General features: G+C 54.3%; 16 protein-coding genes and 2 pseudogenes. 11 read left to right on the top strand and 7 right to left on the bottom strand.

What is annotated here, in order from left to right; all coding sequences use genetic code 11:
• Positions 1 to 2 precede the first annotated feature (2 nt).
• A pseudogene (hflD, locus tag D9980_RS05220) lies at positions 3 to 628 on the top strand (high frequency lysogenization protein HflD).
• Positions 629 to 649: 21 nt separating this feature from the next.
• Positions 650 to 2,020 carry an adenylosuccinate lyase gene (gene purB, locus D9980_RS05215; protein WP_121606617.1) on the top strand — a complete coding sequence of 457 codons (1,371 nt, stop codon included), beginning with the start codon at positions 650 to 652 and terminating at the stop codon, positions 2,018 to 2,020.
• A 147-nt stretch (positions 2,021 to 2,167) separates the two neighbouring features.
• Here purB and D9980_RS05210 read toward each other — a convergent pair whose 3' ends face one another.
• The 3 genes and pseudogenes from D9980_RS05210 to D9980_RS05200 all read right to left on the bottom strand — a co-directional run bounded on the left by D9980_RS05210 (position 2,168) and on the right by D9980_RS05200 (position 7,154).
• Complete coding sequence (locus tag D9980_RS05210) at positions 2,168 to 2,776, bottom strand: maltose acetyltransferase domain-containing protein (protein WP_121608952.1); 609 nt, start codon at positions 2,774 to 2,776, stop codon at positions 2,168 to 2,170.
• A 23-nt stretch (positions 2,777 to 2,799) separates the two neighbouring features.
• Positions 2,800 to 4,062: an MFS transporter gene (locus D9980_RS05205; protein WP_121606616.1), complete on the bottom strand. Its 1,263-nt coding sequence runs from the start codon at positions 4,060 to 4,062 to the stop codon at positions 2,800 to 2,802.
• Between the two features lie 213 nt (positions 4,063 to 4,275).
• Positions 4,276 to 7,154, bottom strand: a pseudogene (locus D9980_RS05200) (beta-galactosidase).
• A 44-nt stretch (positions 7,155 to 7,198) separates the two neighbouring features.
• On the opposite strand from D9980_RS05200, the gene D9980_RS26935 reads away from it, so the two are divergent.
• Positions 7,199 to 7,339, top strand: coding sequence for a hypothetical protein (locus D9980_RS26935; protein WP_238393686.1), 141 nt, complete (start codon positions 7,199 to 7,201; stop codon positions 7,337 to 7,339).
• Between the two features lie 169 nt (positions 7,340 to 7,508).
• On the opposite strand, the gene D9980_RS05195 is transcribed toward D9980_RS26935, so the two are convergent.
• Positions 7,509 to 8,600 carry a LacI family DNA-binding transcriptional regulator gene (locus D9980_RS05195; protein ID WP_121606615.1) on the bottom strand — a complete coding sequence of 364 codons (1,092 nt, stop codon included), beginning with the start codon at positions 8,598 to 8,600 and terminating at the stop codon, positions 7,509 to 7,511.
• Positions 8,601 to 8,855: 255 nt separating this feature from the next.
• Here D9980_RS05195 and ebgR point away from each other — a divergent pair, with 255 nt between their 5' ends.
• The 4 genes from ebgR (at position 8,856) to D9980_RS05175 (ending at position 15,218) form a co-directional block, all read left to right on the top strand.
• A complete protein-coding gene (gene ebgR, locus D9980_RS05190; RefSeq protein WP_121606614.1) occupies positions 8,856 to 9,839 on the top strand; it encodes a transcriptional regulator EbgR in 984 nt (327 codons plus the stop codon).
• A 345-nt stretch (positions 9,840 to 10,184) separates the two neighbouring features.
• Positions 10,185 to 13,256, top strand: coding sequence for a beta-galactosidase subunit alpha (gene ebgA / locus D9980_RS05185; RefSeq protein WP_121606613.1), 3,072 nt, complete (start codon positions 10,185 to 10,187; stop codon positions 13,254 to 13,256).
• A gap of 3 nt (positions 13,257 to 13,259) precedes the next feature.
• Complete coding sequence (locus D9980_RS05180) at positions 13,260 to 13,712, top strand: beta-galactosidase subunit beta (protein ID WP_121606612.1); 453 nt, start codon at positions 13,260 to 13,262, stop codon at positions 13,710 to 13,712.
• A 90-nt stretch (positions 13,713 to 13,802) separates the two neighbouring features.
• Complete coding sequence (locus D9980_RS05175) at positions 13,803 to 15,218, top strand: amino acid permease (RefSeq protein WP_121606611.1); 1,416 nt, start codon at positions 13,803 to 13,805, stop codon at positions 15,216 to 15,218.
• Positions 15,219 to 15,338: 120 nt separating this feature from the next.
• On the opposite strand, the gene D9980_RS05170 is transcribed toward D9980_RS05175, so the two are convergent.
• Positions 15,339 to 16,049 (bottom strand): GNAT family N-acetyltransferase, encoded by a 711-nt coding sequence (locus D9980_RS05170; RefSeq protein WP_121606610.1) that lies wholly within the window; start codon positions 16,047 to 16,049, stop codon positions 15,339 to 15,341.
• Between the two features lie 484 nt (positions 16,050 to 16,533).
• On the opposite strand from D9980_RS05170, the gene D9980_RS05165 reads away from it, so the two are divergent.
• The 4 genes from D9980_RS05165 (at position 16,534) to D9980_RS05150 (ending at position 21,546) form a co-directional block, all read left to right on the top strand.
• On the top strand, positions 16,534 to 17,253 hold the full coding sequence (locus D9980_RS05165) for a gluconate 2-dehydrogenase subunit 3 family protein (RefSeq protein ID WP_121606609.1): 720 nt from the start codon (positions 16,534 to 16,536) through the stop codon (positions 17,251 to 17,253).
• The gene (locus D9980_RS05160) at positions 17,254 to 19,032 is read left to right on the top strand and encodes a GMC family oxidoreductase (RefSeq protein WP_121606608.1); all 1,779 of its coding nucleotides are present in this window, start codon (positions 17,254 to 17,256) and stop codon (positions 19,030 to 19,032) included.
• Between the two features lie 17 nt (positions 19,033 to 19,049).
• Positions 19,050 to 20,321 (top strand): cytochrome c, encoded by a 1,272-nt coding sequence (locus D9980_RS05155; RefSeq protein ID WP_046808179.1) that lies wholly within the window; start codon positions 19,050 to 19,052, stop codon positions 20,319 to 20,321.
• Positions 20,322 to 20,781: 460 nt separating this feature from the next.
• Positions 20,782 to 21,546, top strand: coding sequence for a GntR family transcriptional regulator (locus D9980_RS05150; RefSeq protein WP_024485250.1), 765 nt, complete (start codon positions 20,782 to 20,784; stop codon positions 21,544 to 21,546).
• Here D9980_RS05150 and D9980_RS05145 read toward each other — a convergent pair.
• On the bottom strand, positions 21,533 to 22,507 hold the full coding sequence (locus D9980_RS05145) for a PfkB family carbohydrate kinase (protein ID WP_121606607.1): 975 nt from the start codon (positions 22,505 to 22,507) through the stop codon (positions 21,533 to 21,535). The two genes, D9980_RS05150 and D9980_RS05145, sit on opposite strands and share 14 nt — an antisense overlap.
• Complete coding sequence (locus tag D9980_RS05140; RefSeq protein ID WP_024485248.1) at positions 22,504 to 23,523, bottom strand: ADP-ribosylglycohydrolase family protein; 1,020 nt, start codon at positions 23,521 to 23,523, stop codon at positions 22,504 to 22,506. Before D9980_RS05140 ends, D9980_RS05145 begins: the two co-directional genes overlap by 4 nt.
• Positions 23,524 to 23,537: the final 14 nt, after the last annotated feature.

The following is a 23,537-nucleotide window of genomic DNA, read 5'->3' as shown; positions in this document are numbered from 1 at the left end:
CCGTGGCGAAGAATTATTACGACATCACGCTGGCCATGGCCGGGATTAGCCAAGCGGCCCGTCTGGTACAGCAGTTGGCGCATGAAGGGCAAATGGATGGCGAAGCCTTCCATACCTCGCTCAACAGCCTGTTGCAAATGGATCCCCTTCTACCCTGGCGGTGTTCGGCGGCGAAGAGCGTAACCTGAAAATGGGGCTGGAAACCTTGATTGGCGTACTCAACGCCAATAACAAAGGCCCGGCCGCCGAGCTGACCCGCTACACCATCAGCCTGATGGTGCTGGAGCGCAAGCTTAACGCCAACAAAACGGCGATGAATACGCTTGGCGAGCGCTTGAGCCAGTTGGAGCGTCAGTTGGCACATTATGAGCTGGGTTCAGATACCATCATCAGCGCTCTGGCCGGTATCTACGTCGATGTCGTGGCACCATTGGGGCCGCGTATTCAGGTAACCGGTTCGCCCGCCATCTTGCAAAATCCGCAGGTGCAGGCCAAGGTTCGTGCCACCCTGCTCGCCGGTATCCGTGCCGCCGTGCTGTGGCAGCAGGTTGGCGGTAGCCGCCTGCAGTTAATGTTTTCCCGTAATCGTCTGCTCAAGCAGGCGCAAAATATCGTTGCTCATTGTTAAACTTCCCAGGAGTTGCTACCGATGGAATTATCCTCACTGACCGCCGTTTCCCCCATTGATGGACGCTACGGTGATAAAGTCAGCGCACTGCGCACCATTTTCAGCGAGTATGGCTTGCTGAAATTCCGCGTGCAGGTTGAAGTACGTTGGCTGCAAAAACTGGCCGCTTGCGCAGAGATCAAAGAAGTTCCCGCTTTTGACGCCGACGCAAACGCTTACCTTGATAAGATCGTCGCAGAATTCAGTGAAGAAGACGCCCAGCGCATCAAGACCATCGAGCGCACCACCAACCACGACGTGAAAGCGGTGGAATACTTCCTGAAAGAAAAAGTGGAATCAGTACCCGCTCTGCACGCCGTGTCCGAGTTTATCCACTTCGCCTGTACCTCTGAAGACATCAACAACCTGTCCCACGCACTGATGCTGCACACCGCGCGTCAGGATGTGGTGTTGCCGCACTGGCGCAAAATCATCGAGTCCATCAAAGGGTTGGCGCTGGAATATCGCGATATTCCGCTGCTGTCACGTACCCATGGTCAACCCGCTACCCCGTCTACCGTGGGTAAAGAGTTTGCCAACGTGGCCTACCGGATGGAGCGTCAATATCGTCAGTTAGAGCGCGTTGAGATCCTCGGCAAAATCAACGGCGCGGTAGGTAACTACAATGCCCACATCGTAGCCTATCCGGAAGTGGACTGGCACCGTTTCAGCGAAGAGTTCGTCACCTCGCTGGGAGTGACTTGGAACCCGTACACCACCCAGATCGAGCCTCATGACTATATCGCCGAGCTGTTCGACTGCGTAGCGCGTTTCAACACCATCCTGATCGACTTTGACCGCGATATCTGGGGTTACATCGCCCTGAACCACTTCAAGCAAAAAACCATTGCCGGTGAGATCGGTTCTTCCACCATGCCGCACAAGGTTAACCCGATCGACTTCGAGAACTCCGAAGGCAACCTGGGCCTGGCTAACGCGGTGCTGGGCCATCTGGCTAGCAAACTGCCGGTTTCCCGCTGGCAGCGTGACCTGACGGACTCCACGGTGCTGCGTAACCTGGGCGTGGGCCTGGGCTATGCGCTGATTGCCTATCAAGCCACCATGAAAGGCATCAGCAAGCTGGAAGTGAACCGTGCGCACCTGCTGGACGAGCTGGATCACAACTGGGAAGTGCTGGCCGAGCCGATCCAGACCGTGATGCGCCGCTACGGCATCGAAAAGCCGTATGAGAAGCTGAAAGAGCTGACCCGTGGTAAACGCGTGGATGCGGCAGGTATGCAAGCCTTTATCGATAGCCTGGAACTGCCGGAAGACGAGAAAACCCGTCTGAAAGCCATGACGCCAGCTAACTATATTGGCCGCGCCACCACCATGGTTGACGAGCTGAAGTAAGCGTCTCCCTCTTGTAGCTTTTAAAGGCTCTTTAGTTACCCGCCCAAGGGCGGGTAAACTTTAACCGAGCTGAACCAGACTCCACAGCCGGATCATCTATGAAACAACAAGCCGCGCCCCTACGCAGCGAACAGATTATCTTGCCGTTTATAGTGAGCTATCTGTGAAACGCCGCCCTTTATGGTAGAAAACTCGATCGTGCTCACCGATGGGTCTTAGTACGCGGCAGGGAACGCCCGCAGCGACCACATCTGCAGGCACATCCTTGGTCACCACGCTTCCAGCACCAATAACGCTGTTACGACCTATGGTGACGCCAGGGTTAATGATGACCCCACTACCAATCCAGACATTATCTTCAATGGTGACGGGCAAAGAAAACTGCTGGCCGGTAATACGCACCGCAGGATCCACCGGGTGCCCCGTGGTAGATATCGTGACATTCGGTGCAATCATCACATTATCGCCAATCAGCACCTTACCGTCGTCCACCACAACCAGATTAAAGTTGGCGTAAAAGTTTTCCCCAATAGCGATCTGGCTACCATAGGCAACATGCAGCGGCGGCTCAATCCAAAAGTTCTTGCCGACCCTTCCCATCAGTTGTCGGATCAGCGCTTCACGTTTTGTCCGCTCTGAAGGCCGTGTATGATTAAAGTCATAAACCAATTCTTTTCCGCGCAGGCGCTCTTCTGCCATACCTTCATCCATATCAGTGTATAAACACCCACTGGCTAACTTTTCCCGTTGCGTCATCATCACATTATCCTTGTCGTTGACTATGCCATATCCCTTACGGCTTCAGGTTCAGGTTTAAAAGCTGACAGCGGCCCACGTCCCGACAAAGTGAAGACTGATATCAGAGTAAACGTTAGCGCAATAAGCCCCAGAATAAGGTAGGTTCCGTGGAAGCCGACTTTTTCATACATATTCCCGGCAAAGACCGACATAAACATGATGGCTAATTGTTTAAAGAAACAGAAGCAAACCAGATAAATAGTGGCAGAGAAACGCACCTCAAATACCGAAGTGATATACTTAAAACAGCCAACGATCAGGAACGGAATTTCAAACATATGCAAGGTTTTCAGAATAACCACTTCTAACGGCGTAGAGGCAAATGAAGAGCCGATAATACGTATCGACATGATTAGCCCCGCGAGCAACAGCGCATTTTTCCCACCGATGCGATTCACAATGAGCGGTGCAAAAAACATGATTGAGGCATTCAGCAACTCCCCCATCGTGGTGACATAACCAAAAACACGCGTTCCTTGTTCAGTTGAAGAGAAGAACGAAGTGAAAAAGTTGGCGAATTGCTGATCAAACACATCATAGGTACAGGAAACGCCTACCACGTACAGGGCTAAAAACCACAGTTTTGAGTCTTTCAGTAATTCGAACGCCAAGCGTAAATTAAACGGCTTACTGTTAGCGCCCAATTTGTCAGCAACCTCGGCGGTACTGCCGGTTTCAGGCTTAGCGATAAGTAACAGGATCGCCAGTATCACGGCACAACCAGAGCCCAGCCAGAATACAAATTCGTTGTTGATGGTAAACATAATACCAACTACAGAGGCACACAACGCCCAGCCCACACAGCCAAATAAACGCGCACGGCCAAATTCAAACGAGCTACGGCGGCTTACTTTTTCTATATACGCTTCAATAGCCGGCGCACCTCCGTTATAAATGAAACCAAGATAAATCCCGCCCACGATGGAGCCTAAAACAATATTGGTGCGTAGTAGCGGGCCAAAAACATAGATAAAGAACGGCGCAAACAACACCAGCATTCCTGTGATTATCCACAGCAAGTGTTTTCTCAACCCCAGCTTATCCGACAGCAAGCCAAATATCGGTTGAAAGAGTAATGAGAAGAAGGAGATGCTGGCAAAGATAATGCCGGTATCGCTTTTACTGACCTGGTTGATGTCATGCAGCCAGATAGGAAAAAACGGGAAATAGGCCCCCATGATGAAGAAGTAGAAAAAGAAAAACAGCCCAAACATCCAGAAGTTAGTGTTTTTCAAATAATACATGCGAACTCCTTGTGCAAAACCCAAGCGCGTTTGAGTTCATACTCAAGTACGCGACATTATTTATATTTTCATCAGGTAGGAGATAGATACTTTTCTGTATTGTAAAAATTCGAGTTGCGGGAAGGTGCTAAACCCACGCCTCCAGTCACATAGATAACCCTGTGACTGGAGTAAACAAGTGCAACCAAGAATCCATCCCATGATGAATAAGTCTTATCCGCCGTACTGCCAAACCAACTTATAGTTGTAGTGCTCAGCATCCAAGATAAAATCCGGGCTCACACTCGGGCTCCATGAGTCATCACCGCCGACCCCCATATGGAAACCATCTATATTGACCCAAGCCCCCTGCTCCGCGCGCAACAAATGGTTATGTGAGGTATCAGCCAATTGTTGCTGGCTATATTGGCTGAGGCTAAAGTGGAAATCCCCTTGCCACTGCCAGTGGCCAAAATTCAGTTGGCGAGTATTGCAACGCAATCCATTCTCCGTTGGGAAAATGTATGGCGTATGTAGCTCAGAAAGCGGTAACGTCCACCGCCCAAGCTGAGCGGAAAGCTGGCGGTCAGGGTAGTTTTCGTGTGGGCCTAACCCTAGCCACTTTGCGTGTTCAGCAACCTCCGCAAGTTGGCAGCTCAAGCCAATCCGCGCCGGTGCTGGAATTCCATGGGCTACGTCAACGTTGACATCAATATGCAGTTTACCCTGGCAGTCGATCAAATAGGTCTTGCGGCTGATAAACATGATGTTGTTTTGGTAGGCATAAGCATGGGCTGTGCAGATCTGCACGCCTTGTGAAATCGCATCGGCTTCACATTGCAGTAAGCGCGTTTCTAGCGCGTACATTCCAGCTATCTTCCAACGTTCTACCCATGCATTAGGATCGATGTGAGCGGCATCGCTCACACCAATGTCATTATCAAGCGGTGCGCGGGTAAAGTTGTCGCGTAACGGCGTCAACAGAGCGGCTTTTTCATCCTGCCACCACTGCTCAAGCAAACCGGTTTGCCGATTGAACTGCCAGCGCTGTGTACCCCACTCAATGCTGAAAGCGTCATTATGCTTGTTCAACCGAGGTGACTGCGCCTGAACGTCACTGTGATCGGTTGGTAAGGTTAATGGTCGTGCTAAACGCCACTGGTCCCAGGCACAACGATGATGCTCATCAGACCATGCCGTTGCCTTGATTTGGCGAACCTCCACGTTTAACCACAGTTCACCGCTCTCTTTCAGTTCGGGAATATCACCCAATACGATTTTCTGTGTACCCTGCGCCGCTAATGACAGTTCAACCTCGCCCTGTGCAATAGCTTTCCCGTCCAAGGCTACATTCCAATAAAGCCGCTCGTTATCGCTGGTACGGAATAAATACTCACTGCTCACTTCAATCGTTAACGACTGCTGTTCGAGCATTTGGAACTGATAAAACTGCTGGGCACGCTGCGCTTCAAACAGTGCCGGGTGCGGGCTGCGATCGGGGAATACCAACCCGTTCAAACAAAATTGGCGGTCATTGGGCGTATCACCGAAGTCGCCGCCGTAAGCCCAGTATGATTGACCATCATCGGCAAGACGTGTCAAAGCTTGGTCGACCCAGTCCCAGACAAAGCCCCCTGCAGTCGCGGATGTTTACGAAAAGCCTGCCAATAACGATCAAAACCGCCAAAGCTATTGCCCATGGCATGGGCGTACTCGCACAGGATCAGCGGGCGGTGTTCGTCGGGTAAACCGATCCACTTTTTGATCGACCATTTGGGTACCGCTGGGAAAGGTTGATCCTGCTCTACCCTTGCGTACATCGGGCAGATAATATCCGTTGCGGCGGTGTTGGCTCCGCCGCCTTCATACTGTACCGGACGGGTGGGATCCTGACTTTTTATCCAGCGGTACAGTGCATCATGGTTGCACCCATGGCCAGATTCATTACCCAATGACCAGATGATAATACAAGCGTGGTTACGGTCACGCTGCACCATGCGCGTAACGCGCTCGCTCATGGCGGGTAGCCAGAGCGGATCGTTACAAAGCCGGTTCATCGGCTGCATGCCGTGGGTTTCAATATTAGCCTCATCCACTACGTACAGGCCGAAGCGATCGCACAGCTTGTACCACCGCGGGTGGTTCGGATAATGGGAACAGCGCACCGCGTTGAAATTATGCTGCTTCATCAGCAGGATATCCTGACGCATGGTGGCTTCATCCATGACCTGACCCTGCTCAGGATGGTGCTCATGGCGGTTGGTGCCACGTATCAATAGCGGCTGTCCGTTAAGCTTCAGTAAGCCGTTGCTGATTTCAACCTGGCGGAAACCGACATCATAGGCTTCAGCCTCCACCAATTCACCCGTTGGGGAGAGCAACTTGACCACTGCGCGATACAGTGTCGGCGTCTCTGCACTCCACAAGGCGGGTTGATCCACCGGCAGGCGCAGGGTCGTACGCTCATCATAAGCGCCGCGCTCATCGATAATCTCGCTGCCGAAGTCCTGCGTTTTCTCGGCGATCAGGGCATCTTTACGCCACAGTTGCACCTGCACCCGGTGTTGTTGTGGCTGATGAGCTTGCACCTCTACCACCAATTCCCCTCGGCGGAAACTGTCACTTAATGGCGTGGTGATAGAGATATCGCTCAGGTGAGTGGCGGGTTTATGCAATAGGCTGACATCGCGGAAAATCCCGCTCATGCGCCACATATCCTGATCTTCCAGATAACTGCCGTCGCACCAGCGTAATACCATCACCGCCAGCCGGTTTTCCCCTGGAACCAAAACGTCGCTGAGATCGAATTCAGCAGGTAAACGGCTGTCTTGCGAATAGCCAACCCAGTGACCATTGCACCACAGATAAAACGCAGAATTGACACCGTCGAAAATAATCCGGGTCTGTCCCTGCGCTAACCACTCATCATCGAGATTAAATGTGAGCGAATAACATCCCGTAGGGTTTTCTACAGGGACGAAAGGCGGATTAACCGGGATCGGATAGGTAACGTTGGTGTAAATCGGTGCATCGTAGCCAGCCAATTGCCAGTTTGACGGCACCTGTATTTCATCAGCGTTGTCCAGGTCGCTCTGTAGCCAGGTCTCCGGCACCCGTTCTGGCTGACTAAAATAGCTAAACTTCCAGGTGCCATTTAATGAAGCAGATTGAGCTGAAGCCCTATCCTCTCTTGCATCTTGCTCATTGCGCCAACTTTGAAATGGCGGATGCGCGGGTAGGCGACGGTATTGCGTACAGGCAGGATTTTCCCAGTCTCGACGAGATAAAACAGCGCTGAGTGATTTCCCTGTTTGAGATGAGTTCATGCTTTCCCTCTAAATGTTATACGCTCACAATTAATAATAAAATGAACAATGCGCGTAGAGGTGTAAAGCAAATATCCTTGGGAAAGCGAGATCAGTCACAAATTAAGCTCAGGGATCGCAACCGATCCCTGACTTTGGCGGCTATTTTCCCTCGAGCGCGGAGATTTGACGTGCGATACGCAGCAACTCCTGGGATAAAGTGTGCAGCGATACCTTCTCTTGATTCATAACCGCCGTTGTATGCCTTTGCACCAGACTGGTCGTCAGACGCAAAGAACCGGCATGAGACACATGTCGATCTTCCAGACACTGAACCAGGCGTTTAACGCTTTCCTGCCCCAACATCCGAAAGTCCTGCTTAATGGTTGTCAGCGGTGGGTAATAATAAGCACTGTCTTCTGTATCATCGTATCCCACTACCGACATTTGCACCGGAATTTGCAACCCATACTCCTGCAGCGCACGCAGCACGCCTAACGCCATTTGATCGTTAGCAACCAAGATCGCCGTTGGGTGTTTTGGCAAGCTCAGGATCTGCCCGGCAAGCTGGTAACCGGAGGCCGCACTCCAATCTCCATGGAGCACCGAACAAGGCTTCAGCTGACGCTCTGCTAACGTAGTCAGCCACCCCTGATAGCGCAAGCGTGCCGAAATCGAGACCAGCGGCCCGGTAATCAGTGCTATATCACGATGCCCAAGAGCAACGACATGTTCTACCCCTTGCCGAGCCCCCTGATAGGGATCAAAAAGAATGCTGGAGACATCAGAATCAGGGTCGACGTCCAAAAACAGCGCAGGCACCTCGCCACAAACTTGTTCAATAGCGTGAGAATCTTCAGCGCAGAGCGAAACATTAATCAGCAATCCATCTACCCTTTGCGACAACAGCTCATTTATCGCAGTGCGACAGGCCTGAACGCTAAGATCTTCCACCATGGAAATCACCACGTTAAATCCCATCTGGTTTGCCTGCGTTTTAATTGCCGAAGCGATTTGAGAAGGTGCGTGCAGCGCTAGTTCGGTGGTCGCCAGCCCCAGCGTAAAACTCTGTTTGCCTGCAAGTTGTTGTGCGACACGGTTTGGTACGTAATTCAGCGCAGCCATGGCCTGCTCGACCTTCGCGCGGGTTTTATCCGAAACGTGTTCAGCACGATTTAATACCCGTGACACGGTTTGATACGACACTCCGGAATAGTCGGCGACGTCATTCAGCGTGACAGATTTAGGCTTCATACGGTTTCTCGCGTCGATTAATTCAAAGAAATCAAGCTAATGAGTATCAATCATAGCAGCTTAAAACGCTATCCAACCAGGCATTATTGACAGTACGGCCTGAAGGTATTGATTTCAGGCCTTCGGGCCCATAAAGAGTGAACCCGTTAATCTCGCAACCCTTATTTTTTACTAAAAACTGATGAAAGTTCGCCGACATCACTTACAATGCCAGATAACGAAGTTTGCCGTTCAGGCTGTGAGATAAGGATAGATATGGCAACGCTGAAAGACATCGCGGCCGAAGCAGGAGTTTCATTGGCGACGGTCTCCCGGGTTTTGAATGACGATCCCACGCTCAACGTCAAAGAAGAGACCAAGCATCGCATTCTGGAAATTGCCGAAAAGCTGGAATACAAGACCAGCAGTGCCAAAAAGCATCTGACTAACACAGTGGTACAGCACCACGTGCTGGCGCTATACAGCTATAAGCAAGAGATGGAAATCAACGATCCTTATTATCTTTCCATTCGCCACGGCATCGAAACCCAGTGCGAGAGGTTGGGGATTGAACTCACCAACTGCTACAAAAACAACCAACTGCCGGATTTGAAAAAGATCACCGGCGTGCTGATCGTCAGCAAGCCTGCACCTGAGATCCTGCGTAAGGCAGCGGCGCTAACCGACAACATCTGCTTTATTGATTTTAATGAGCCCGGTTCCGAGTACGACTCAGTGGATATCGATCTGACAAAAATCAGCAAAGAGATCATCGACTTCTTTATTGAACACGGTGCCAAACGCATCGGTTTTATCGGCGGTGCCGATGAGCCGAATAAAGCGGATATCCGCGAAGCGGCCTTTGTGGAATATGGGCGGCTGAAAGGCGTGGTCCGCGATCAAGATATCTACCGTGGCGATTTCTCTAGCGCCTCCGGCTATGAGCTGGCGAAAAAGATGCTGGCAACCGCGGATTATCCTGCCGCGCTGTTTGTCGCCTCAGACTCCATTGCCATTGGGGTACTGCGCAGCATTCATGAGTTGGGGTTGAAAATCCCACAGGACATCGCCCTGATCAGCGTGAACGATATCCCGACCGCGCGTTTCACCTTCCCACCGCTTTCTACCGTGCGTATCCACTCGGAAATGATGGGGATCCAAGGGGTCAACCTGCTGCTGGAGAAATTCCGTGATGGTCGTGCCCTGCCACTACAGGTCTACGTGCCCAGCAAGTTAAAGCTGCGTGAAACCACCAAGTAACTGACGACTCAATTCTCGCCATGTTGGGGCGCCGCATGCTGCGCCCGTTAAAACGCCTATCCCGTATCCAACCGCTTAGTTATTAGTAAAAAATACTAATAATTACGGGATTTTTTACCTCATAATCCACCAATTTTTGCCACTTCTCTCCGCCTACCACGCCAATCAGCCATTTCTTTAACCCGATCACAGATCCACCAGCGCAATGAACATAAAGCGTGATCGAGTTAAAGCAAAACAAATTATCGGCTATGTTTTAGTAAATGTTTTACTAAAATCACTCCAAGCATTGACGCATTCCATGCCAAGACTGCGGCCTACAGCATTCAGACCAGGAGAGATGACGTGAATAATTGGGAAAACTTTCAACACCTGCATGAGAACCGAATGGCCCCCCGCGCCTACTTCTTCTCATATGACTCACTCAAGCGTGCCCAAACCTTTCAGCGCGCCCTCAGCAGCCACTTTATGGCGCTCAGCGGCCAATGGAGCTTTAACTACTTCACCAACCCGCTGCTGGTGCCCGACGACTTTTATTCACAAAGGATGACTGACTGGGGCCAGATCACGGTGCCCAACATGTGGCAAATGGAAGGCCACGGCATCCTGCAATATACCGATGAGGGCTTCCCCTTCCCGATCGATGTGCCTTTCGTGCCGACAGACAACCCAACCGGTGCTTACCAGCGTAGTTTCACACTAGGTGAACAGTGGAGCGGGAAACAGACCATCATCAAATTTGATGGGGTTGAGACCTATTTTGAAGTGTACGTTAACGGCCAGTATGTGGGCTTTAGCAAGGGCAGCCGCCTGACCGCCGAATTTGATATCTCCGGTTACGTACACTCTGGGGAAAACCTGCTGGCCGTGCGCGTCATGCAGTGGGCGGACTCGACCTATATTGAAGATCAGGATATGTGGTGGACGGCTGGCATCTTCCGTGATGTCTATCTGGTGGGCAAAGAGCCGGTTCACGTGCAGGATCTGACCGTTCGCACCGATTTTGCTGCTGACTACCAAAGCGCGACCCTATCCTGCGCACTGGAGATCGAGAATCTGTCTGGGGCTCCGCTAGCAGACTACGTGGTTGAGTATGCCCTGTTTGATAACGATAACCTCCTGGCGCAGCAGTACCAAGGCGCACAAACCCAGACCCATTTTGCTATCAATCTGGCAAATCCCATCCAGTGGTCAGCGGAAAACCCTTATCTCTATCAGCTGTTTATCACGCTTAAAGACCCAAGCGGCACCGTATTGGAGGTGATCCCTCAACGCGTCGGGTTCCGCGATATCAAGGTGCGTGATGGCCTGTTCTATATCAACAACCAGTATGTGATGCTGCACGGCGTCAACCGCCATGATAACGACCATCTGAAAGGCCGTGCGGTAGGCATGGATCGCGTCGAAAAAGATCTGATCCTGATGAAGCAGCACAATATCAACTCGGTACGTACCGCCCATTACCCTAACGACCCGCGCTTTTATGAGCTCTGCGACATTTACGGGCTGTTCGTGATGGCCGAAACCGACGTCGAAACCCATGGTTTTGCCAACGTGGGCGATCTGAGCCGCATCACCAACGATCCGGCCTGGGAAACGGTATTCGTCGATCGCATCGTGCGCCACGTTCACGCGCAGAAGAACCATCCGTCGATCGTGATGTGGTCGCTGGGCAATGAGTCCGGCTACGGCTGCAACATCCACGCGATGTACCACGCCACCAAGGCCATCGACGATACCCGACTGGTGCACTACGAAGAAGACCGCGACGCCGAGGTGGTGGATATCATCTCCACCATGTATACCCGCGCGCCGTTGATGAATGAGTTTGGTGAACACCCACACGCCAAGCCACGCATCATCTGTGAATACGCGCACGCCATGGGCAATGGCCCCGGCGGCCTGACGGAATATCAGAACGTGTTTTACCAGCACGATCATATTCAGGGCCACTACGTTTGGGAGTGGTGCGATCACGGCATCCTGGCGCACGACGAGCAAGGCCAAGCATTTTACAAATACGGCGGCGACTTCGGCGACTATCCGAACAACTACAACTTCTGCATGGACGGGCTGATCTTCCCGGATCAAACCCCAGGGCCGGGCCTGAAGGAGTACAAGCAGGTTATCGCACCGGTGAAGATCCGCGCGCTTGAGGCACGCCTTGGCACCTTCCTGGTTGAGAACAAGCTGTGGTTTACCAATCTGGATGATTACACCCTCACCGCCGAGATCCGCGCAGAAGGGGAAACGCTGGCAACGCTGCCTCTGCGGTTGAAAGATCTGGCGGCCAACTCCTCACGGGAAATCCGCCTCGAGCTGCCTGAACTGGATGAGCGCGAAGCCTTTGTGAACTTCACCGTGCGCAAGAACTCCAGCACGCTGTACAGCCCGGCCAATCACGAAATCGCGGTGTACCAGTTCCAACTCAAAGAGAATACTGCGCAGGCAGAAGTCTATACCAACCTCAACGCCCTGCCACTGCGGGTAGCAGAAAGCCGCCTGACATACTGCATCAGCGGCCAGGACTTTAGGCTGACCTTCTCCAAGGTGAACGGCAAGCTGACCTCCTGGATGAGCAACGGGGAAGAGATTATCGCCTCTGCTCCGGCGTTAAGCTTCTTCAAACCGATGATCGATAACCATAAACAGGAGTATCAGGGCCTGTGGGAACCCGCTCACCTGCAAATCATGCAGGAGCACTTCCGTACATTGGACGTCGTTCAGGCCGACGGCCGCGTTGAGATCACCGTCACCAGCATCATCGCCCCGCCGGTCTTCGACTTCGGCATGCGCTGTTGCTACCGCTACCAAATCAATGCCGAAGGCCAGCTCAACGTGGAACTCAGCGGCGAGCGTTATGGCGATTATCCGTACGTGATCCCGGCCATCGGGTTGGATATGGGCATCAACGACGGCTTTGACCGGGTGAACTACTATGGCCGCGGCCCGGAAGAAAACTATCAGGACAGCCAGCAGGCCAACCTGATCGATATCTACCAGACCACGGTGGCCGAGATGTTTGAGCACTATCCGTTCCCACAAAACAACGGTAACCGCCAGCATGTGCGCTGGGCCGCGCTCACCAATCGCCACGGTACCGGCCTGCTGGTCAAACCGCAGCAACCTATCAACTTCAGCGCCTGGCAGTACACCAACCAGAACCTGCATCAGGCGCAGCACACCAATGAGCTGCAACCGAGCGGTTATATCACCCTCAACCTCGACCACCAGGTAATGGGCCTGGGTTCCAACTCCTGGGGCAGCGAAGTCCTCGACTCCTACCGGGTTTACATGGCGCCATTCCGCTACGGCCTGACCCTGATGCCGCTGCAAGCCGGTGACGTCAGCGCCCAGGCGCTGGCCAATCATGACTTTGCCAATGACTTCTTCACTCCCACCACCAACGAGGCCTGATCCATGCACGTATTAGACAACCTGGAACAATTCAAAGTGGTTTATCGGGACGGCCGCAAATGGAACCGTTGTGTGGAAGCCATTGAGAACATTGCCAATATCAAAGACGGCGTGATGCACTCCATCGGCGATACGCTGGTTTATATGATTGAAGACGGCGTCACCCGCAATCGCGCGACCTTTGAAGGCAACCGTCGCTATTTCACCATCCATTACTACCTCGAGGGCGGTGAAACGGTGGAGTTCGCGCAGAAATCCGCCCTCTCCCCCGTTGAGGCCTACCGCGATGAAACCGACCGCGAATACCTGGAAGGCACCGGGCAAACCTGTGAATTACGTGCCGGGCAACTGGCGATTTTTGACAACCAGGAAGCCTACCGCTTCCACGGCGATAACCGGGTAAGAAAAGTGGTGCTGCGGGTCACCATTGAGGATGGCTACATGTTGAACAAGTGATCCTGCTGATTATGAAGCGAACCGGACGGGATATCACTCCCGCTCCATTCAGATTGAGTTCATCATTGATGTCGTTCATCGGAGGACGCTATGTCCGATTCTTTACGTGGCACGATTGGCAAGTTTGCCCTGTTGTCGATGACCTTTGCGGCGGTGTTCAACGTACGCAATATCGTCAACAACAACATTGAGCTGGGCTTGAGTTCAGCCCCGGTATTTTTGTTTGCGACCCTGGTCTACTTCATTCCCTTTGTGTTTATTATCGCGGAGTTTGTGTCCGCCAATAAGAACTCCGAGTCGGGAATGTACGACTGGCTAAAACAGCCTCTGGGCACCAGAGCAGCCTATATGGGGTCGTTCCTGTATTGGTTCGTCAACCTGTTCTGGTTTGTATCATTGCTGCCTAACGTGATTGCCTATGCGTCGTACGCCATTATGGGCCGCGAATACGCCTTTTCCCCGGTGATGGTATCGATCATCTCGATCGTACTGTTTGCCGCCACCACCCATATTTCCACCAAGGGTGCCAGTTGGTTGGGCAAGATTGCCGAAGTCGTCGCCTATGGGGTATTCGCCCTGTTTGCGATTTACGTGTTGGGCGCACTAATGGCGCTGAGCGGCGATCACGTCCCGGCGCAGCCTATCACGCTGGAGGCGATGACGCCGACGGTGAACTGGGCAACGTTGGGTATCATGTGTTGGATTTTCCAGGCGGCTGGCGGTGCGGAAACGGCGGCGGCCTACCTCAATGACGTCAAAGGGGGCCAGAAGTCGTTTATCAAGGTGATTATCATTGCCGGTGCGGTGATCGGTGGGATGTATGCCGTCGGTTCCCTGTTGGTTAACGTGTTTGTCGCGCGTGAAAACCTGACCTATGCGGGCGGCATGGTGGAAATCTTCACCGGGATGGCCAAGTACTTCGGCATTTCCGAAACGCTGGTGGGCCGCCTGGTGGGTATCGTGCTGTTCATCGCCATTTTTGGTTCGATGATGATGTGGACCTCCGCACCGGTGAAGATCCACTTCTCCGAGATCCCGAAAGGCGTTTACGGCCAGAAAACCACCGAGCTGAACAAGCATGGCGTTCCGGTACGTGCCGCATGGTGGCAATTTGCCTTCGTGTTCGTGATGTTGGTGGTTAACGGCTTTGGTTCCGAATCGGTACAGCAGATGATGAACACCGCGATTAACCTGACAGCGGGGACGGCGATGCTGCCACCAATCTTTATCATGGTGGCCTACTTCGTGTTCCGCTGGAAGCATGACGATACGCCGCGCGAGTTCCGCATGGGGTCGCGTAAATTCGGGATGGGTGTGGTTTCGGTGCTGATCACCATCTTTGTGGTCAGCATGACAGCGTCGGCATTCCCGCCGGGTGTCGATCTGATGAAGGCCTTCTTTATCAACGTCTGTATGACCGCCGTGTTCTCGGCGCTGGCCTGGTGGTGGATTTCACGCTTCGAGGCTAAACAGGTGAGAAATAAGGCGGCACTAACCGAGCAGTAATTAACGAGACACCGTTGCTGAATACGTAGGGGGCGAACATGTTCGCCCCGATATATCAACGGACGTGGCACTCGACAAAGCGGGCGCAGCATGCAGCGCCCCTACCAAGAAATGAGTCGGTTAGCTGTTTGGCGGCATAAACGCCTGCAAACGCTGTATCTGCTGGCCATCAGAGCCAAAGTTCTCGTCAGCCAGCCAACCTTCGAACGCACTACGCATCTGCGGCCAGTTTTGGTCGATCATGGCGAACCAGTCGGTATCCCGGTTGCGGCCCTTGGTAACCAATGCCTGCATAAAACGCCCTTCATATTGGAAACCAAAGCGTTGCGCTGCCTGCCTGGAAGGCGCATTCAGGCTATCGCATTTCCATTCGCAGCGGCGGTAACCCAACTCATCAAAGGTGTGGCGCAGCATCAGGTAAATCGCCTCGGTGGCGCAGGAGCGCTGCTTCATCAGCGGTGACCAACAGACGTGGCCAATTTCCAACACGCCGCTGGCCTCTTCAATCCGCATAAAGGCCACCGTGCCGACGGGCAGATCGGTGGCTAAATCGAACACCACCAGATTCACCAACGCCGGGTTGGCCTGTAGGTTTTCCAGATGCGCACACAGCTCCTGCGGGCTATCCGGCCGCTCCCTCATCAGGTAAGTCCAGTCACGGCCATCTGGCGCTAGCTGGTAAGCCGCAAACAGCGCGGCAAAGTCCCGCTCGGCGTCCAACATCGCGAGGCGGCAAAATTTGCCCGTCAGCGTCACCTCCTGCGGCCGTGGCAAGGCATGCCATTGCACCAAGGGTTCGCCCACCGGCTGACCATATTGATTTATCGCCATAAAAGTATTCCGTCTGGTTGCAGCAAAAGTAGGTTCTCCGCAACAGCATATACCGATGCCAGATCGCAGCATACAGACCAATTAACCCCAGCGACTAGACCAATCACCAACCGCCCGTTAGGGGCTTTAGTCAAGGTAAATTGTTAATGAAATGATCTAAATCAAAAACAATGTGAAGAAAATGTTTTGATACAGATGCTTTATTGTTTGTTTTAGCGGCCAAGACGTAAACTTGAATCACCATACCAGTAGCTTGCTAATCATTATTGGTCATGGAATAGCAACTCCCTCTGCCCGTTTTTACGGCCCAAGACAGCGGCCACGCGGGCATTTCTGTGAAGCAGGTAGCCTATGGATTTCAAGCTGCAGCTAGGCGACAAACTATCTCATCCCCAAGAGCTTACACTTAGTAAGTGACTGGGGTGTGATAGTGCAGGTAACAACGCTGCAGCTTGAAAGACGACGGGTAATTCAAGGTGGAATTATGTCTCGACAGCACTCTCCAGTACCGCCTCGGCGGAACTTTCTAAAGAAAACGCTAGCACTAATACCACTGGCAGCCGCTGGAGGTACCGGCGTTCTGACATTGACGCCCCTACCAGCCTCCGCTGCAGGTGTCTCCTCTCACTATGTTCCCGCTTATTTCAATAACGAGGAATGGCGCTTCCTGTTGGCGGCCTGCGATCGTCTGATCCCCAGCGATAGCAACGGCCCCGGGGCCGTCGAAGAAGGCGTGCCGATCTTTATCGATAAGCAAATGGAAACGCCTTATGGCCACGGTGGCCTGTGGTATATGCACCCGCCGTTTGTCCCTTCGGCCCCTGAATTAGGCTATCAGTCCAAACTGACGCCGCGTGATACCTACCGCATTGGCATTCGCGGCCTCAATGCGCACTGCCAGCAGCAGTACCAGAAAGCCTTTGCGGATCTGGATCATGCCCAGCAAGAGCAGCTCCTAACGGCGTTGGAAAAAGGTGAACTGGACTCCGAGACCCTGCCCGGCAAAGCCTTTTTCAACCAACTGCTGCAAAACACCAAAGAGGGTTATCTGGCCGATCCGCAGCACGGCGGTAATCAGTCGATGGCCTCATGGAAACTGATCGGCTTCCCTGGTGCGCGGGCGGATTACACCGACTGGGTCGATCATCCTAATCAGGCCTATCCCCTTGGCCCGGTCAGTATCTCCAGCAAAAGGAATGCATAAATGAGCACGATAAAAAAACCACCGGTAGACGTGGTGATTGTCGGATTTGGCTGGACCGGTGCCATTATGGGCATGGAACTGACCGAAACCGGCCTGAGCGTATTGGCACTGGAGCGCGGTGAGCAACGCGATACCTACCCTGACTTTGCCTATCCACGGATTGCCGACGAATTGACCTATGGCATCCGCCTGAAACTGGAGCAGGAGATGGCGCACGAAACCGTCACCGTGCGCCATACGCCAGCGGATTTCGCCGTGCCTTATCGTCAGCTTGGATCCTTTTTGCCCGGCAACGGCGTTGGCGGTGCAGGCGTCCACTGGAACGGCATGCACTGGCGCGCCCTGCCCGCCGATCTGAAAATGCGTACCACGGTGACGGAAAAGTATGGCGACAAATGGGTGCCAGAAGGCATGTTGTTGCAGGATTACCCTCTCAGTTACACCGAGCTGGAGCCTTACTTCGATAAGTTCGAGAAGGTCTGTGGTACCGCTGGCAAGGCCGGTAACCTGCAAGGCAATATCGTCAAAGGCGGCAACCCGTTCGAAGGGCCACGCACCAGCGAATATCCCACTGCGCCCCTCAAGCAGCTCTATTCTGGTTCGCTGTTTGGCAAGGCGGCCGAGTCGCTCGGCTATCACCCGTTCAGCATTCCAGCGGCCAACTGCTCGGAGCCTTATACCAATCCCTACGGCGTGCAACTCGGCCCTTGTAACTACTGCGGTTACTGTGAGCGCTTCGGCTGCTTTATGTACTCCAAGGCCTCACCGCAAACCACCATTCTGCCGGTGTTGATGAAGCGGAAAAACTTTGAATTGCGCACTCAGTCGCAGGTCATCAAGGTCAATCTGGACAGCAGCGGCAAAAAGGCGACCGGTGTCACCTATGTCGACGCCCAAGGCCAACAGATTGAACAACCGGCGGACCTGGTGATCCTCAGCGCCTTCCAACTGCATAACGTGCGTCTGCTACTACTCTCCGGCATCGGTAAACCTTATGACCCCGTCACCGGCGAAGGGGTCGTTGGCAAGAACTACGCCTATCAGATGAATAGCGGCATTTCGCTTTTTTACGATAAGGACACCCACTTCAACCCGTTTATCGGAGCCGGAGCTGCGGGCACGGTAATCGACGATCTCAACTCGGAAAACTTCGATCACGGCGCGCTGGGCTTTATCGGCGGCGCCTATATTTCCGCCACCCGCACCGGAGGCCGGCCGATCCAGCAGATGTCGTTACCGCCGGGGACACCCACCTGGGGCAGTGGCTGGAAACAAGGTATCAAAGAGAATTATCAGCACTCGATGAGCATTGGCTCTGAAGGCTCGGTGATGCCCTATCGCGACTGCTATCTCGATCTCGATCCCACCTATCGGGACGCCTATGGGCTACCGCTGCTGCGCATGACCTTCGACTGGAAGGCTAACGAGATCAAGATGACCCAGCACATTACCAGCAAGATGGCGAACATCGCCAAAGCCATGGAGCCGAAGCAGATGGCAATTTCGGTGATGGACAGCGGTTCGCACTATGACGTGCGCCCGTATCAATCCACCCACACTACCGGCGGAGCAATCACCGGCGACAACCCAAAAACCAGCGTGGTGAACAAGTACCTGCAATGCTGGGACGTGCCCAACGTGTTTGTCACTGGCGCCTGCGCCTTCCCGCAGAACCTGGCTTATAACCCCACCGGGATCGTCGGTGCGCTGGCCTATTATTCAGCGGAAGCGATCCGTAATCAGTATCTGAACAACCCCGGCCCGTTGGTTCAGGCCTGATACGCAAGGAGAAGACGATGAAAGGATTAACCCTCTCGCTGCTGGCCTTGCTGGTATTAAGCGCCAGCGCTCAGGCCGCCGAGGATACCCACCAGGTCGGGCAAATCGCTCATGGCGAATATCTGGCCCGCGCCGGTGACTGTGCCGCCTGCCATACCGCGCCAGGTGGCATGGCGTTCGCCGGTGGGCTGAAGATGACCACCCCGGTTGGCGCGATCTATTCCACCAATATCACTCCAGACAAAACCACTGGCATCGGTGCCTACGATCTACAAGAGTTTGCCGACGCCCTGCGTAAAGGCATTAGGCGCGATGGCACTCGGCTCTACCCGGCCATGCCCTATCCCTCTTTCGCCAAAATCAATGATGAGGATATACGCGATCTGTATCTCTACTTCACCCAACGGGTAACGCCGGTGGTGCAGCAGAACAAGGCTAGCGATATCCCATGGCCGCTGAATATGCGCTGGCCGTTGGCAATGTGGGACGGCATATTCCGCGAGGATGGCGCCTATCAGCCAGATGCTAACCAAAGCGCACAATGGAACCGTGGAGCCTATCTGGTTCAGGGATTGGGCCACTGCGGCAGTTGCCATACGCCGCGCGGCATTGGCTTCCAAGAGAAAGCGTTGAACCAGACGGATGACACCTATCTGAGCGGTGGGACGCTGGAAGGTTGGCACGCCGCCAGCCTGCGTGGCGATGCGCTCAGCGGGCTGGGTAGTTGGAACGCGGCAGATCTGAGCCGTTTCCTGAAAACCGGCCACAGCGACAGATTTGCCGCCTTTGGCTCCATGGTAGACGTGGTACAAGACAGCACTCAGCACCTGAGCGATGAGGATTTGCAGGCGATCGCCGCCTATCTGAAATCGCTACCTGCGGGGGATGAGCAAAAAACGCCAACGACCAACCAGCCGCTGGCACTCTACAACACCGGCCAAGGCAACCCTGGCGGGCAGGCTTATCTGGACAACTGCGCCGCCTGCCACCGCAGCGATGGCCAGGGCTATCGCAACACCTTCCCACAGTTGGCCCATAATCCGGCGTTGCTGGCGGAAGACCCTGCTTCGGTGATCAGCATCATTTTGAATGGTTCACGTACGCCGATGACTATAGAAGCCCCTACCGGACTCACCATGCCGGACTTTGGCTGGCGTCTGAGCGACCAGCAGGTGGCCCAGATTGCCACTTTTGTGCGCACCAGTTGGGGGAATAACGCCGCTCCGGTCACCGCCGATCAGGTCAAAGAAATACGGGAGAACAGCGCCGCCAAACCTTCCCAGCAGTAAACACCACAACGGGCGCAGCATGCAGCGCCCCTACGTTTTGACTTGATCGTTGGTGTTACAGATTGTCTCTCATACCTGACTATAGCGCCGTACCGGCCCCCTCTCCTTTTTGGGGAGAGGGTTGGGGTGAGGGGAAACAGTGGGCACCGGCTCACCATTGATTATCCAAACAGTCGCAGCATGCAGCGCTCCTACGTTTTGACTTGATCGTTGGTGTTACAGATTGTCTTTCATACCTAGCTATAGCACCGTACCGGCCCCCTCTCCTTTTTGGGGAGAGGGTTGGGGTGAGGGGAAACAGTGGGCACCGGCTCACCATTGATTATCCAAACAGTCGCAGCATGCTGCGCTCCTACGTAGCGAGTTTGATCTCCACAGATCTTGCTCCACACGGTTGCACAGCCCGGCGAAATCACCTTAAATAAGCTATCGCATTGAGGCTACAGGATTTCGGTCATCTATGAGCACGGATCCCAACCAGCGCCTGCTGGACAAACTGCAACAAGATCTGACCAGCGCTGGCGCTATGCCGCTCTACCTGCGCTTTAACGAATCGGTACGGCAGGCCATTGAGCTTGGCATATTGAGCCAGGGGGATTTTCTGCCCAGTGAGCGCCATTTCACCGAGCGGCTGGGGATCTCGCGCATTACGGTACGCAAAGCCTTGGCCTGCCTGGAGCAGGACGGCATTATCGGCCGCTCGCGGGGCTATGGCACCTTCATTCAAAATACCGTGGCTCAACCTAAACTGGCTTATTCGCTGGCGGATGTGAAAGGCTTTTCACGCGAAGTAATGCTGCAAGGCCGTAAGCCGGACACCATGTGGCTCAGTCGTGAACAGATCCCGGCAGATAGCGCACTGGCCGAGAAGCTGTCGCTGGCCGAGCATACGCCGGTGTACAAACTCAAACGCATTCACTTTATCGATCAGCGCCCCATGTCGGTAGCGGTGTCTTACGTGGTGGCAGAAGCCATAGCCAACGTTGAGGACATCGGCGTTTCCCTGTATGACTACTTCCGTTTGAACAACGTGGAGTTGGGATCGCTACGTAGCCAGGTTAGCGCCGCCATGAGCGATGACGAAACCCTGAAAGCGCTACAGCTGAAAGAACCGATGCCGCTGCTGATCATCAAGCAAACGCTGTTCGACAGCCGGAAAAAGCCCATCGAATACAGCGAAAGCTTCTGCCGCAGCGACATGTACGAGTTTATTAGCGAGGATTGAGTTCCTCGCTGGCCAAGAGCTCAGCCAAGGTTGGCGCACAATCTCCACCGGCCTGCGATACCACGTAACCGGCGATGCTATTGGCTAGCATCATGCTTTGGCGAGCGGTCAGGCCCAGTGCCAATCCGGCGAGCAAACCGGCGCTGTGGCTATCGCCAGCACCAATACTGTCTACCACTTTGACCTGGCGAGCGGCGATCCAGCCTTGATCCTCCGGCCCGGCAAAGTAATATCCGCCTTCCCCGCCGCAGCGCACAATCACTAGTTGCCCGGTGGTTGACCATAATTGCTGGCAAAAACCGGCAATATCTTCCTGCATGCCAAGGTGCTGAGCTTCACGCTGGTTTAGCGTCAGGATCACCCCAGGGCGGATCAGGCGTTGCAACAGGCTCTGCGCCATCACGTCAATGCGCGGGCCAATATCCAGCACCACCCGCACCTGTGCGGGCAGGCGTAACAGCCAATCCACCAGCACGTGGCCCTGCCGGGCACCCAGTTGATAACCGGAGAGGTAAACCAGCCCGCTTTGTGGCGTCACGTCTGCCAACCACTCCGGCTGCCACTGGTTCTCTATGCCATCGATAGAGATAAAGGTGCGCTCACCGTCCGGCTCGACCAACGCCAGACACCAGCCGTTATCCTCACCACCCACTTGCAGATCGGAACTCACGCCGCGCTGCGCCATCTCGCTACGCAAACGCTCTGCCCACACGCCTTCGCCCACCGGCAACAAATTGCGGCTGGTAATGCCCAACTGGCGCAGAGCCACAGCGATATTCAGCGCGCAGCCCCCTAAATGCAGCCCCTGCATCTGGGCCGACACATCGCCACCGCGCACCGGCAACGCATCGGCGCTCACCACCATATCCATTACCGCTGCGCCAATCACCGTCACCGGGCACTGCTGATGCCAGCCGCCCTGGGTCAGCGTCTGCAATAACTCGCGTCTTTCGTGACTCATTCAGCCTCCTGCCAGCGCTGGCGGAAACGGAGAAAGGCCTGCGCGTAGTGGTTGATATCCAGCGGATTCACCCGCTTCAGTTCTGCCAACATGGCCGCGTCGAACGCGTCGATACCGTTCAGGGCACCGCAGATCGCCGTGGCCATCGCGCCAATGGTGTCGGTATCACCGCCCAGATTGGCGCACAGGATCGCACAGCGGGTAGGATCGGTTTGCGCCAGTTCGACCATCGCCAACGCGGCCGGTACGGATTCTATGGTGCTGACCCCTGCGCCAACCAGCTGGTAGACCCGTTCTGAGGCCTGCTCGGTACCGCCAGCCTGTTCGACTACCTGGAAGGCCAGTTCGATGCGCGCAGCTAAAGAAGCACTGAAGGTGGTGCTCTGGCGGCGCTGAGCGTAATCTGCCACCCCTGGCAAGGCCAGGCGGATCTCTGCCCAACTAGCCCCTTCGACCGCCTTGGCAACTGCCCAGGCAATCACCACCGCACCGGCAACCGCGATATCGGATTTATGCGTCGGGCTGGAGGCCAGCCAAACCTGCTGGCAAAACTGCTCCAACGGCGCAGAAGGCAGCACACAGCCCAACGGGGAAACCCGCATCGCCGCGCCGTTGGTCACACCGTTGTTTTCCAAATCGCTAATCGGCGTGCCCTTCTTCTGCTCCCCCAGCGCCAGTTTGGAACTTGGGCCAAGGATGTTTTTGTTGAAGGCGTCAAAACTATCGACCCAGCGGATCACATTGCGGGCAATCAGCTCCGGCACCACTTGACCGTCGGCCTCGATCAACGCGTCGGCGAGCGCCAGAGCCATCGAAGTATCATCGGTATACTGCGCTGCCGTGAAATAGCAGGCGGCGTTGTTCTCCGCCGGGCCGTCAAGGAAACGGTCGATCCAGCCAAAGTGGCGCTTAACCCGCTCACGCGGCCACAGCTCGGAAGGCATACCGAGCGCGTCGCCCAGCATTTGGCCATAAAGTGCGCCCACCACGCGTTGTTCCTGGGTTAACTGCTTCATCTGTTTCTCCTGAA

Origin of the sequence: Serratia sp. 3ACOL1, from assembly GCF_003668775.1 — a bacterium.
In the GTDB taxonomy this organism is placed as follows: domain Bacteria; phylum Pseudomonadota; class Gammaproteobacteria; order Enterobacterales; family Enterobacteriaceae; genus Chania; species Chania fonticola.
The sequence above is the reverse complement of the archived record's forward strand: the minus strand, read 5'-3'. Positions and strand labels throughout refer to the sequence as shown.